This window comes from Sphingobium sp. AP49 (assembly GCF_000281715.2).
GTDB lineage: Bacteria > Pseudomonadota > Alphaproteobacteria > Sphingomonadales > Sphingomonadaceae > Sphingobium.
Genome location: NZ_CP124576.1, coordinates 1,676,384 through 1,689,568, shown reverse-complemented (window position 1 = coordinate 1,689,568; position 13,185 = coordinate 1,676,384). Strand labels below are relative to the sequence as shown.

10 protein-coding genes are annotated in these 13,185 nt (G+C 65.5%); 4 read left to right on the top strand and 6 right to left on the bottom strand.

Annotation, left to right across the window (positions count from 1 at the left end; genetic code table 11):
• Positions 1-2 precede the first annotated feature (2 nt).
• From PMI04_RS08185 to pyrF, 4 genes are all read left to right on the top strand, one after another.
• Positions 3-1,415 carry a sugar porter family MFS transporter gene (locus PMI04_RS08185; RefSeq protein WP_007714569.1) on the top strand — a complete coding sequence of 471 codons (1,413 nt, stop codon included), beginning with the start codon at positions 3-5 and terminating at the stop codon, positions 1,413-1,415.
• On the top strand, positions 1,412-2,269 hold the full coding sequence (locus tag PMI04_RS08180) for an aldose 1-epimerase (RefSeq protein ID WP_193378317.1): 858 nt from the start codon (positions 1,412-1,414) through the stop codon (positions 2,267-2,269). The genes PMI04_RS08185 and PMI04_RS08180 overlap by 4 nt, the downstream gene beginning before the upstream one ends.
• A 66-nt stretch (positions 2,270-2,335) precedes the next feature.
• Entirely contained in the window at positions 2,336-2,671 is a 336-nt protein-coding gene (locus tag PMI04_RS08175; RefSeq protein ID WP_007714567.1) for a LapA family protein, read from the top strand.
• Positions 2,668-3,342: an orotidine-5'-phosphate decarboxylase gene (gene pyrF / locus PMI04_RS08170; protein WP_007714566.1), complete on the top strand. Its 675-nt coding sequence runs from the start codon at positions 2,668-2,670 to the stop codon at positions 3,340-3,342. The genes PMI04_RS08175 and pyrF overlap by 4 nt, the downstream gene beginning before the upstream one ends.
• Before the next feature lie 301 nt (positions 3,343-3,643).
• Here pyrF and PMI04_RS08165 read toward each other — a convergent pair whose 3' ends face one another.
• The 6 genes from PMI04_RS08165 to PMI04_RS08140 form a co-directional block, all read right to left on the bottom strand.
• Entirely contained in the window at positions 3,644-4,069 is a 426-nt protein-coding gene (locus PMI04_RS08165) for a DUF5990 family protein (RefSeq protein ID WP_007714564.1), read from the bottom strand.
• Positions 4,070-4,136: 67 nt separating this feature from the next.
• The gene (locus PMI04_RS08160; RefSeq protein ID WP_052028111.1) at positions 4,137-4,556 is read right to left on the bottom strand and encodes a thioesterase family protein; all 420 of its coding nucleotides are present in this window, start codon (positions 4,554-4,556) and stop codon (positions 4,137-4,139) included.
• 110 nt (positions 4,557-4,666) lie between these two features.
• Positions 4,667-5,320, bottom strand: a complete 654-nt coding sequence (locus PMI04_RS08155; RefSeq protein WP_007714558.1) for an outer membrane beta-barrel protein — start codon at positions 5,318-5,320, stop codon at positions 4,667-4,669.
• A gap of 176 nt (positions 5,321-5,496) precedes the next feature.
• Positions 5,497-6,894: an L-serine ammonia-lyase gene (locus PMI04_RS08150; RefSeq protein ID WP_007714557.1), complete on the bottom strand. Its 1,398-nt coding sequence runs from the start codon at positions 6,892-6,894 to the stop codon at positions 5,497-5,499.
• Position 6,895: 1 nt separating this feature from the next.
• A complete protein-coding gene (locus PMI04_RS08145) occupies positions 6,896-11,071 on the bottom strand; it encodes a translocation/assembly module TamB (RefSeq protein ID WP_007714555.1) in 4,176 nt (1,391 codons plus the stop codon).
• Positions 11,071-13,143 (bottom strand): autotransporter assembly complex family protein, encoded by a 2,073-nt coding sequence (locus PMI04_RS08140; protein WP_081491046.1) that lies wholly within the window; start codon positions 13,141-13,143, stop codon positions 11,071-11,073. Before PMI04_RS08140 ends, PMI04_RS08145 begins: the two co-directional genes overlap by 1 nt.
• Positions 13,144-13,185 lie beyond the last annotated feature (42 nt).

Below are 13,185 nucleotides of genomic sequence, written 5' to 3'. Positions count from 1 at the left end.
AGATGAGTGAGGGGAGCGCCGGGAAGGTCAATATGGCCTTCATCGCAGCGATCGTGGCCGTGGCCACCATCGGCGGTTTCATGTTCGGCTATGATTCGGGCGTCATCAACGGCACGCAGAAGGGGCTTGAGGCCGCTTTCGCCCTGGGCAAGCTGGGCATCGGCATCAATGTCGGCGCAATCCTGGTCGGCTCGTCGATCGGCGCGTTCGGCGCGGGCCGCATGGCCGACATCATCGGCCGTCGCGGCGTGATGATGCTGGCGGCAATCCTGTTCCTGGCGAGCGCGCTGCTGGCTGGTGCCGCCGGTTCCTCCGCCATCTTCATCATCGCCCGCATCATCGGCGGCCTGGGCGTCGGCGCGGCCAGCGTCATCTCGCCCGTCTATATCTCCGAAGTCACCCCCGCCGCGATCCGTGGCCGGCTGTCGAGCGTGCAGCAGGTGATGATCATTTCGGGCCTCACCGGCGCCTTCGTCGCCAATTTCGTGCTGGCCCGCTATGCCGGCGGTTCGACCGCGCCCTTGTGGCTGGATTTCCCGGCCTGGCGCTGGATGTTCTGGCTGCAGGCGATCCCGGCCGCCATCTATTTCCTGGCGCTGCTGGTGATCCCGGAAAGCCCCCGTTATCTGGTCGCGCGCGGCCAGGACGAACGCGCCCGCGCCGTCCTGACCCGCCTGTTCGGCGCCGAGGAAGCCGATCGCAAGGTCGGCGAGATCCGCGCCAGCCTGGCCGCCGATCATCATCGCCCCAAGCTGAGCGACCTGATCGACAAGGTCAGCGGCAAGGTGCGTCCGATCGTGTGGGCCGGCATTGGCCTGGCCGTGTTCCAGCAGTTGGTCGGCATCAACGTCGTCTTCTATTATGGCGCCACCCTGTGGGAAGCCGTCGGCTTTTCCGAGGATAATGCGCTGCAGATCAACATCCTGTCGGGCGTGCTGTCGATCGGTGCGTGCCTGGGCACGATCATGCTGGTCGACAGGATCGGCCGCAAGCCGCTGCTGCTGATCGGGTCTGCGGGCATGGCGGTGACGCTGGCGATCGTTGCCTATGCCTTCTCCACCGCCGTTACCGGCGCGGATGGCGGCGTGGTGCTGCCGGGCCATAATGGCCTGATGGCGCTGATCGCGGCGAACCTCTATGTGATCTTCTTCAACCTGAGCTGGGGTCCGATCATGTGGGTGATGCTGGGCGAGATGTTCCCGAACCAGATTCGTGGATCGGGCCTGGCCGTCGCGGGCTTTGCCCAGTGGATCGCCAATGCCGCGATCTCGGTCAGCTTCCCGGCGCTCGCCGTGTCGCCGGGCCTGGCGATCACCTATACCGGCTACGCCCTGTTCGCCGCGATTTCCTTCTTCTTCGTGCGCGCCATGGTCCATGAAACCAAGGGCCGCGAGCTTGAGGACATGGTCGGCTGAGCGAGATCCTTACCCTGAAGGCGGGCGCGCTCGGTTGCGCGCTCGCCCCGGATGTCGGCGGGTCGATCCTGTCCTTCGATCGCGACGGCGTGGCCCTGCTGCGCCGCGCGCCGCAGGACAGCACAGACCCGCTCGACATGGCCAGCTTCCCGCTGGTGCCCTATGCCAACCGTATCGCCCATGGGCGTTTCGTGGTGGACGGGCAAAGTTATCAGCTGCCGCGCAATTTCGGTGACCATCCCCACAGCATCCACGGCTTTGGCTGGCAGCGGCCCTGGCATGTGCTGGAACAGTCGGACCATGAAGTCAGGCTGGAGCAGACGCATGATGGCGATGCCGGCTGGCCCTGGCCCTGGCGCGCGCAGCAGCATGTGCGCCTGAACGAGGACGCGCTTGAGGTCACGCTGCTGGTGCAAAATCTGGGCGACACGGCCATGCCCTGCGGCCTGGGCTTCCATCCCTATTTCGCGCTCGACGCGGATACCATGCTGCGCTTCCACGCCGACACGCTCTGGCTTTCGTCCCCCGACATGCTGCCCGAACGGGAAGTCCCCGCCGATGCGCTGGGCGACTGGTCGCAGGGCGCGCGCGTCACTGGCGACAGGCTGATCGACAATGTCCATGGCGGCTGGGACGGCGTGGCGGTGGTCGATCGCGGCGACGGCATCCGCCTGACGCTGACCGCGCAAGGGGCCGACTGGCTGCATGTCTTCCGCCCGCCCGATGGCGACTTTTTCTGCCTGGAGCCGGTCAGCCACATGCCCGACGCGATCAATCGCTCCGGTGGCATGGCGACACTGGCATCCGGGGCGACTCAATCCCTGTCGATGATGATCGGTGTCCGGGAAATCTGAACAGGCGCTTCCGCCCACCGCCAAAATCGCCTAAGCTGCCGAAAATCAGCAGCAAGAGGATCGCCGATGCAATTCCTGCGGACTGCCTTCTGGGTCGTCATCGCCGTCGCCCTCGCCTTCTTCTGCATGGCGAATTATGTCCCGGTGACCGTACGTCTTTGGGGCGACATGGTCATGGAAACCAAATTGCCGGTCCTGCTGATCGGCGCATTCCTGCTGGGTGCGATGCCCTTCTGGATCATGGCCCGCGCAACGCGCTGGCGGATGAAGCGCCGGCTCGAAAGCACCGAACGCGCCCTGGTTGCCGCGACAGCATCGACCACCGTTTCCGCGGCACCCGTGCCGGCACCCGTGCCCGCCGTGGCCGAACCCACCCCTCTCATTTCCACAGGACCAGCATGAGCAGCCCGATCTTCGTCGCCATCGACACGCCCGACCTTGCCAAGGCGCAAGCCCTGGCCGGACAGGTGCGCCATCATGTCGGCGGACTGAAACTGGGTCTCGAATTCTTCTGTGCCAATGGTCATCATGGCGTGCATGAGATGATGAAGTTCGGCCTGCCGATCTTCCTGGACCTCAAGCTGCACGACATTCCCAATACCGTGGCCAAGGCGGTGCAGGCGCTGCACATGCTGGAACCGGCCGTTCTGACGGTCCATGCCGCCGGCGGCCGCGCCATGCTGGAGGATGCAAAGGCCGCCGCCGGGGTCAACACCAAGGTCGTGGCCGTCACCGTGCTGACCAGCCTCGACAATGGCGACCTCAAGGACATCGGCGTCGGCGGCACGGCCGAAGAACAGGTAACGCGCCTGGCCGAACTGGCGCGCGACGCGGGGCTCGACGGCATCGTCTGTTCGGGCGAGGAGGTCGCGCTGGCCAAGAAGGTCTGGCCCGACGGCTATTTCGTCGTGCCGGGGGTGCGCCCGACCGGTGGCGCCATGGGCGATCAGAAGCGCGCCGTCACCCCGCGCGAGGCGCTGGATCGCGGCGCATCGATGCTGGTGGTGGGCCGCCCGATCAGCCAGGCGGAAAATCCCGATATCGCCGCGCGCGAGATCGAGGCGACGCTCTAGGCGGCAGGGCCAGCCGGATGCGGACGCGGCTGAGCATCTGTGCGAGGAAGCGGCGTTATTCCTCGCAGGAAAGCGCATTGGCGGCTGCGGGCAGCACGCCCCTCGCATTGCGTTGCTATCGCTGCGACCGATGCAGCCATTATCATCTGACCAGCCGGACCAAGGGCAAGCGGGTTCCGCGCCCCGCGATCTAGAGCATTTTCGAAGCAGATGGCATCATCTGCTGACTCGGAAAATGCGGAAAACAAAAGAAAAATAGAGCGTGATTCGATTCAGTATGAACGGATTACGCTCTAGGCGATCAGAGCAGCCGGCGACCGATCGGACGCACGGTCGCACAGGCCGGTGTGCCGTCGCGGCCGGTGCCGATGATCCGCGTTTCGATCATCCCGCCCTCGGCGATCGCCCGATCAAGCAGCGCCGGTTCGATATCATGGATGTCGATCTTGATGCGCCGGGTCCAGGGCGAATCCGGGTCTCCGGCCATCTGCCCGACCCGGATATAGACGAAGCGCCGTTCCGCCCCCTCGCGCCGCACCTGATCGCCAAAATATTTCGGTCCGGGTGCGACCCGGATCGCAAAGTCGAAGGCCAGCGCCTCTCCCGCCCGGGATATTTGCGGGTCGAGCGGATGCCCATCCTTGCCCTGCAGGCTATAGGCTACGCCAACGACCGGCTGGTCGATGACGATGCGCATCGGGAGGACAGTCTGTTCGGCACGACCCATCGGGCCATTATAGCGGCTATGCCTCCCCCCTCAAGCCAGGCCCGGGGTTAGACGGCGCCGCCAGCCTTCATTCCTTGCCGTCGACCTCTTCGGGCGCGAAGAAATGCTGCATCACGTCGCGCGCGATCCGCGCCGGACGCATGGTCGCGGCATCGATGCAGCACCAGCTGGACTTGACCTCCGCCAGCACCTCTTCGCCCCGACGGATGACGGTTTCGTAGAAGGCGCGCGCGCCCTGTACCTTTTCCAGCAGGACGGTGGCAATCACCTCGTCATTCAGGAAGGTGGGCTTGCGATAGGTGATCTCATGCTTCAGCGCGACCCACAGATGCTCGGCCACCGCCTCGCGCGGGGCCAGCGCCCGCCAATGATCCAGCACCGCATCCTGCACCCACTTCAGATAGCTGGCATTGTTGACATGCCCCATGAAGTCGATGTCGTCAGGCTGGATGCCAACCGGGTACAGGTGGGGAATCGCGTTACTCACAATGATGTAAATAACATCGCTGCGACGCCGCAGATAGGGGAAAGCGTGCGGCGGCCGACATTTTCCGCCGAAAGGAAAAAGGGGCCGCTGCACCGGCCCCTTTCCAAGGATCAGAAGCGATAGCCGACGCTGGCGACGACCTGATGGCGGTCGGTGTCGACGTCAAATTCGCTGCTGGTGGCACCGTCCATATAATCGATATGGGCGCTGTCATATTTGGAATAGCGATATTCGACCTTGGCAAAGGTGTTGGCGTTGATCGCACGCTCCACGCCCGCACCAATGCGCCAGCCATCCAGCTTGAACGAGGTGTCGGTGGTTTCGTCGGTGTCGCCGGCCAGGACGCCCAGCTTGGTGTTGGTATAGCCGCCCTTCACGTAGATCAGTGTCGCCGGATTGGCGAGGATACCTGCGCGGGCACCGATATAGAGGTCGCGGCCCTGCTTGACGCGGCCATAGCCGAACTGGTCGGTGAAGTCGCTGCGGCTGCTCTTTGAGGTGGAATTGGTCCATTCGCCCTCGACGCCGACGACCGCGCTGCCCAGATTGACGTCATAGCCCGCGCCGACACCGTAAAGCAGGCCGTCGATCTTCTGATCGTCATTGCCGTTGTCATTGTCGATCGAGCTACCGGCACCGGTGTGATCATAGCCCAGGATCGCTTCGACGCGCGGCCCGGTGAAGGTCGGGGTGGCATCCTGTGCCAGGGCGGGCGCGGCAACCGCGCCGCCGGCCAGGAGAGTGGCGACCATCAACTTACGCATAACAGATACTCCGTTGTCATTCTCGTCCCTCAGGGGGTGAGACGCTCAAGCCGGAGCAGCCGCCTTTGTTTCATGAACCTCAGATAAACGGCTGATAATGTGGCATTAATGCCACGGAAAAGGCTCATCTCGGCGCGTTTATGTTGGCAATGAGCGATGAAATGCGCGGCGCGCGGTCAGCATTCCACGACGTTGACGGCGAGGCCGCCCAGCGATGTCTCCTTGTAGCGGCTGGCCATATCCTCACCGGTCTGGCGCATCGTCTCGATCACCGCGTCGAGGCTGACGATGTGGCGTCCGTCGCCCTGGAGCGCGAGATAGGCGGCGTTGATCGCCTTGACCGCGCCCATGGTGTTGCGTTCGATGCAGGGGATCTGGACGAGGCCACCAATCGGGTCGCAGGTAAGCCCCAGATTATGCTCCATGCCGATCTCGGCGGCATTCTCGACCTGACTGTTGGTGCCGCCCAGCACGGCCGCAAGGCCGGCGGCGGCCATCGAGCAGGCGACGCCGACCTCTCCCTGGCACCCCATTTCGGCGGCGGAGATGGAGGCGCGCTTCTTGTAGAGGAAACCCATGGCCGCAGTGGTCAACAGGAAGCGCCGTTCGCCTTCCCGGTCGGCGCCGGGCACGAAACGGCGATAATAATGCAGCACTGCCGGGATCACCCCGGCCGCACCATTGGTCGGTGCGGTGACCACTCGGCCGCCGGCGGCATTTTCCTCGTTCACCGCCAATGCGAACAGGCTGACCCATTCAAATATCTGGGCCGGGCCGATCCCCGCCCCCTGCAACCGCAGCCGATTGTGGATCGCCTTGGCGCGGCGACGCACCTTGAGCCCGCCGGGCAACAACCCCTCTTCCTTCATGCCCCGGTCGATCGAGGCGGACATGGCGTCGATCACGCTGTCGAGAAAGGCTTCTGTCTCACCCTGCGCGCGCCAGGCGCCCTCGTTACGCAACACCAGCGTCGCGATGCTGAGCCCGGTCGCCTCCCCCTGCGCCAGCAGTTCAGCGCCCGAGGAGAAGGGAAAGGGCTGGACCACATTATGGCCGAGCGGAATTTCCTCATCGTCAGCGGGGATGGCGCCGGGCAGCACCGCGCCGCCGCCAATCGAATAATAGTCGCGCACCAGCGGCTCGTCGCGCCCCGGCAGCCAGGCCGAAAAGCGCATGCCATTGCTATGCGCCTCCAGAAATTCGCCCATGCGGAAGATAAGATCGCGAGCCTCCTCGAACGGCACCCAGTCGCGAGGAGCGCTGCCGGCGCGAATCCGGCCCTCGTCGCGGATCGCCTGAAGGATAGTCGAAATGGCATCGGGATCGACGCTTTCGGGGCGATGGCCAGACAGGCCGAGCAGGATCGCGCTGTCGGTGGCGTGGCCTCGACCGGTGAGCGCCAGCGACCCATAAAGCTCGCACTGCACCCGTACCGGACAGGCGGGCAGCGTGTCCATGAACATCAGGGCCGCGCGCATCGGCCCCACCGTATGCGAGCTGGACGGACCGATGCCGATGGTGAACAGGTCCATCACGCTGATGGCCGCAGCGCTGTCGATGCGCGATTTGGTCACGTCAATAATCCTTGGAAATTCGCACGTTTGCGCTTTCGCGCCCGAGGGTGGAGATCGCGCCTAGCAGCGAAAGCCAGCGTGTCACCTGATATTCCATCCGGGTCGCGCTATAGCCCTGTCCGTCGGTGATCAGTTCGACATAGGTCTTGCGGGTCAGATATTTGCCCGCCGCGATCGAGGTGCCCTGCCCCTGGGTCGGATCGGCGGCGATGATGCGCAGCCGGTCCAGCCCGGCGGCCTTGCGCACGGCATTGATCGGATCGAGCCCGCCCTCGCCCTGCAGCGACCCGACGGCCGAGGCGAGTTGCAGCGCCTCGGGCGCGGACAGGCTGGTGATCGAGGTCCCGAACAGGATGCGCGAGAGCAGTTCGTCCTGCGGCAGGGCGGGTACCGAATTAAAGCTGATGTCGGGTTTCAGCCCGGTACCGCCGACATGGATGGTGGCAGTCAGGTCGCTGACATCGGCTTCGGCATCGATGTCGAGCGTCGGATTGACCGGGGTCTTGCCATCGAACTGGATCTTGCCCTCGCGCAGTTCAAACCGGCGGCCGGCAAATTCATAATTACCGCGGACCAGTTCGGCGCGGCCGGCGATCGTCGGATTGGTGACGGTCCCGCCGATGTCGAGGTCCGCGCGCCATTCACTGTCGAGGCCCAGGCCGGTCACGGTCAGGCGATTGCGCGCCCGCGCCTTGATCGCAAGGGTCCATGGCACACTGGAGCGTGGCCGTTCGATTTCCTCGCCACGCCGGTTGATCTCGATCACCTTGAGTTCGGGGATTTGTGCGACGGCGGCGGCGCGGCCCATGGTAAAGCGGCTCTTGTTGAGCACCAGATCGCCACCGATCGTGCCGCCACTGCCGTCGGAGCGAATGGTCAAGGGGCCGGTCACCGTAGCGGCGATGTCATCGCGCTCCAGCAGCGCGGCATTATCCGCCTGGAAGGCAAGGTCCATGCCGACACCGCCGATGCCATTGAAGCTGAAACGCCCGGTGCCGCTGACCCCGCCGCCATTTTGTGCCGTGCCGGTAAAACTGGAGAAGACGAGCTGGGCGCCGGAGAAACGCGCACGCGCCTTGACGTTGCGCAGGCGCATGCCCGTCACCGGACTGTTGATCGCCGCATTGTCGGTCGCCAGCGATCCGGTGATGAGCGGATCCCCCAGCGTACCCCGCGCATCGGCGGTCACACTGACTGGTCCGGCAATATCGACAATCTCGACCCCCGTCAGGCGCCACAGCGTGTCGGCCGTCCCGTTGAAGCGCAACTGCGCGATCAGTGGCGCGCCGTTCAAGCGGTCGACCAGTCCGCCGGTGGCGACCAGTGGCGTCAACAGGGCCTGCCCCCGCCCGATCGTCTGCCCGTCCGCCACGAAGACCATGCGTGTCGCAAGACGGTCCGGGGTCAATATCGCATTGACGCCCACATCCACCGGGCGCGAACTGAGCGACAAGCCCGACCGCGACAGGCCGCGGATGCGCAATTCCGCCTTGCCGCTGGGCAGTCCCCCGCGTGGCCGGCTGTAGCTGAGCGATCCGGTCGCGGCACCACCCAGCCCCAGATTGTCATAGGCAATGTCCAGCAGCGCCAGCGGCATCTTTTCCGCTCGGGCCTCGATCCGTGTGGTCTCGCCGCCCAGCTCCCCGGCCAGCTGCAGCGTACCGCCGGCATAGCTGAGCGTCGCGGGCGACAGGCGCCAGCCATCGTCCGTCCGGCTGAGCAGCGCGGTCCGGGTCAGGCGGATGGGTCGCTTGTCGATCGTACCGCTGGCCGCCAGGCGGATGCGGTCATGGTCGACCTGCGCTTCCCCCTTGAGGTCGAACAGGCGACCGCGCTGGCCCGACAGGCTGCCGCTGACCTTGCCCCGGCCATCGACCAGCGCGACCGTCGCATCCAGCCGGCCGAGCAGCATGCCCCCGACACGCAAGCCACGCGCCTGGGCAGTCGCATTGACCGACGTTCCCGCCGGATCGAGCAGGATAGTCGCATCCAGCGTGCCGCGCCGCACGACGATCGTGCTGGGGCCATCGAAGCTGGCATCGGCCGCATCGAGATCGAGATGCAGCTGCTGGATATCGCCGACCGGCTTGAACCCGATCGTGCCGGTCACCGGGCCGCTGACCGCCAATTGCCCGTCCAGACCACCGGTCACGGGGCGAATGTCGCCGCTGGCGGTCACGCCGGACACGGCTACCCGCGCGACATGGATCACGGCCTGGCCGCCGGGCGGCAGCAATATGCTGCCTTCGCCTGTGAATGGCCCCAGCGTCGATCCGCCATTGGCGGTGAAGCTGTAATTGCCGTCGGCGCCCGGCAGAAATTCGCCACGCACGTCGCGCAGGCCCAGTGCATCCATCGGCCGGGCCAACTGGACATGGACGATCGGCCGATCGATCTTGCCATCCAGCACCAGATCGACCGGACCATATTGCTTGTGCGTGCCACTCCCTTCCAGATGGACGGTGCCATCGCGATGACGAATACCCCGGGCCGACAGGCTGATCAGCGGCGCCTGAAGCTGCATGTTGGTGAAGGCGATTTCCCCATTGGGCTGCAGCGCCAGCGCGCTGCGCACCGTCGGCAGCCCGCCCCCCAGGCCGCGCAGAAACGCATTATCGAGCCGCCGCACCTGCGCCAGCGCATTGCCCGACAGGCCGAAGGCGCCGTTGGCGGCGGGGATCGCGCGCAGCTTCGAGGTCAGGTCGACCACGCCCAACCCGCGAATGAACAGGCCGCTGATCTGGCCATCCAGGCCGAAATCATAGCGGCCGGTGGCCAGATCAACCATCATCAGCAGCTTGCCGCGCAGCTTGTCCGACCGGAATGGCATCGGATTGCTGATGATCTGTTGCCCCTTGACCTGCAGCACGCCATCGAGCGCGAAATTGCGGACGATGCCGGCGACCAGATCCCCCTGGCCATCCAGGCTGCGCGCGCGCAGGCGGATCGGGATCAGCGCCGGGCCGTTGCGGGCCTTGCGCCCCTTGCCGTCGATCCGCACGTCCTGGATCAGCGCCTTGTCAAAGGCGATCTGCCGTGCAGTCACCAGATATTCATAGCCAAAGGTCGCGAAGGCCCCATCCAGGCGGATCTTGGCCATGACGTCGCGGCCGCGCATATTCTTGAGCAGGGCCTCCGGGCGGGCCAGCTTCAGATCGATCCGCAGATTGTCGAACGCATTGTTGCGCAGGTCGATCGCCCCGTCACCGGCAAGATCTATGGCGGCCGATCGCAGGGCCAGCCGCCCGTCGATCACCCGATCGACCATCGTGCCTTCGGCTTCGATCGCCAGCCGGGGCGCGGCAAGGCGCGGCAACAGCCCCTTGCCGGGGATCGCCCCCGCCTCGATCGAGCCGCGCGCCGAATAGGCGCCGCTGCGCGCGCCCAGTTTCAGGTCAGCGACCGGCGTCCCCGCCAGGGTCGCGGCCAGCCGTCCGTCCCAGCGCGTCCAGCTGCCCTTGCCGCTGATCCGCAGATTGCCGTCCTGCCGCAGGCCGGTCATCGCCGCCAGCACGCCGCCGGTCGGCGCGTTGACCGTCACCGCCAGGTCGAACCTGTCCTGGTCCGGACGGCTGTCCAGCGTCAGATTGAGCGCATCTTCCCCGCCGATCACCCGGGCGGACAGATCGATGATCGCACGACCGCCACGGATATCGGCATCCCCCGACAGCGTCGCCTGCTGCACCCGCCCGGTCACTGCCGGCGCGATCGTCAGGCGATCGACCGAGAACTGCATCAGGCGGATGTCGAAACCGGGCAGGATCGGCCCCTGCCGCTGCGCCGGATTGAGCTTGGGCAGCTTGTGCAGGGTCGCCTGCGGGATCACCAGCCGATCAATATCGAGCCGGTTCGACAGCCAGGCGAACGGCCACCAGTCCAGCTCCACACGCGGCGCCTCAAAGAAGCGTCCCCTGGGATCGGACAGGGTGAGGCCGCGCAACACCGCCTTGCGATAGATGCTGCCGTCGATGCGATCGACGTTGATGCGCAGGCCCGACGGCGGCTGTACCGCAGCGATACGGGATACCAGAAAGCGATGGCCGGCGGCGGTGTCGAGCCAGGCCAGCGCGCCGACGACGATCAGCAGCGCCGCAGCCAGCAGGGCGACCACCCAGCGCTGCCAGCGCCCATCCCAGACCCGCCGCCGCGCCGGCGCCTCTGCTGCTGCCTCCACCATCAGAAGGCCTGTCCCAGCGATACATAGACCGCGATCTTGGGATCGCCCGACTGCGGATTGATCGGCGTACCGACATCGACGCGGATCGGACCGAAACTGCTATAATAGCGCACACCCATACCCGCGCCGATACGCAGGTCGCTGAAGCTTGGCAGGAAACCGGTCGAGATATTGCCTGCATCGACAAAGGGCACGACACCGAAATTGCCGAAGCGCACGCGCGCCTCCAGCGAAAACTCGATCAGGCTCTTGCCGCCGACCGGATCATCGTCCGGGCCGTAGCGCGGTCCGATCGCCTGATAGCCATAGCCGCGCACAGAGGCGCCCCCGCCGGCATAGAAACGCCGCGATGGCGCGATCTGGTCAACACTGGACCCAATGATGGTGCCCAGCCGGGTGCGTTCGGCCAGCACGACGCGATCGCCGAACGGCTGATAGGCGCTGGCATCGACCTGCGCCTTGGCATAGCCAAAGGTACTGCCCTGGAACGAGAGTTCGGGACTGAGCCGTCCACCCAGACGGAAGCCCTTGCTGGGATTGAGCAGATCGTCACTGCCATCATAGGTCAGGCTAAGCGGGACGGCGGCGATGAAGAAGGTCCGTCGATCGCCATTGCTGAATGCGTCAGCCTCGTCGGACGCGATCAATTCGCCGCCGACGCGCCACACCCAATGTTTCTGGAACAGGATGTTGGTCTGCCGCTCCAGTCCGCCGGCCAGGGTTATGGTGCGGGCATCATAGGCGTCGCGCTTGATATTGCTGTAGGATACCAGGCCGGTCAGCACATGGTCGCGCTCGCGGAAATTGTTGCGACGATAGGTCGCCGATGCGGTCTGTTCCTGGGTGCCGAGCACGCCGCGCAGGGTCAACGACCCTTCGGGCGGAAAGAGATTGCGATGCTGCCAGCTGATTTCGGCGCGATAGCCTTCGCCGGTGCCATAGCCCAGTTCGCCTGCGATCGTGCGCATCGGCGCTGGCCGCAGATCGATGTCCAGATCGACATGCGTGCCATCGCCCGCGTCACGCGGCGTCAGCGTTACCGATGACACCAGGCCGGTGGTGACGATGGCCCGCCGCAGATCCTCGACATCGGACGCCATGTAGGTGTCGCCCGGCTGGAAGCGCGCGATGCGCTGGACATGGCGGGCGCTGAAGACGGTCTCATCATCAAGCAATATCTTGCCGAAGCTGCGGAAGCCGCCCGGCGTCACGATGATGTCGAGATCCCCCTTGCGCGTTTCATGGTCGATCCGCACTTCGGGCTCGTCCACCCTGGCAAAGGGAAAGCCGTTTTCGCCGAGCGCGATGGTCAGCGCGTCGCGCCCTTCCAATATATGGTCGGCATTGACCGGATCGCCCACCTTCACGGGAAAGGCGTCGCGCAACACCGGTTCGCGCGTGCCGGTCTCGGCCAGCCCGGTCACGTCGACCGACGACAACAGATATTGTTCACCCGGCGTGATGTCGAAACTGACCGCCAATTTTTCACTGCCCGGCGGCGGCGCGGAAACCCCGCCACGGACCCGGGCGGCATAATAGCCCTCGGCCCGCAACAGGCGGTCGAGCAGGTCGCTATCCTCCTTCACCCGGCGATTTATCTGCGCCAGGTTGGCGGCCTTGTTCTCGCCCTGGCGCAGAACCGACAATTCGTTGAAGCGCAACGAAAACTGGCCGTTGGCAATGCTGTCCAGGCCGCGCAGGGCGACACTGTAGCGCCGCTCTTCCCCTGCATCGGCAAAGGTCGTCACATCCTGGCTCGCGCCGGCATCGCGATCGGCCGCGACCTCGACATCGACCACCGGATTGTCGGGCTCTGCGGCGGCCGCCACCGCGGCCGGATCGTCCGCCAGAGGCGCCACGCTATCGGGCTGGCCCATGTCGGGCCAGTCGACGCCGATGTCCGGCATGGCGTCCAGGGCATCGTCTTGCGCCGGCATGGCCCCTTCGGGCACCGGCGGAACCGGTTGCGCCGATGCGGCCCAGGGCGCGAGCAACAGCAAGGGCGCAAGGAAAAGCCGTGCAGCGTGCGGATCACCTGAATAGCGGCGCCGGGTCCGCAAGCCTTGGGTCATGGCGAGGGGTCTAGACCAAATATGGGCGGCAACACCAGTCAT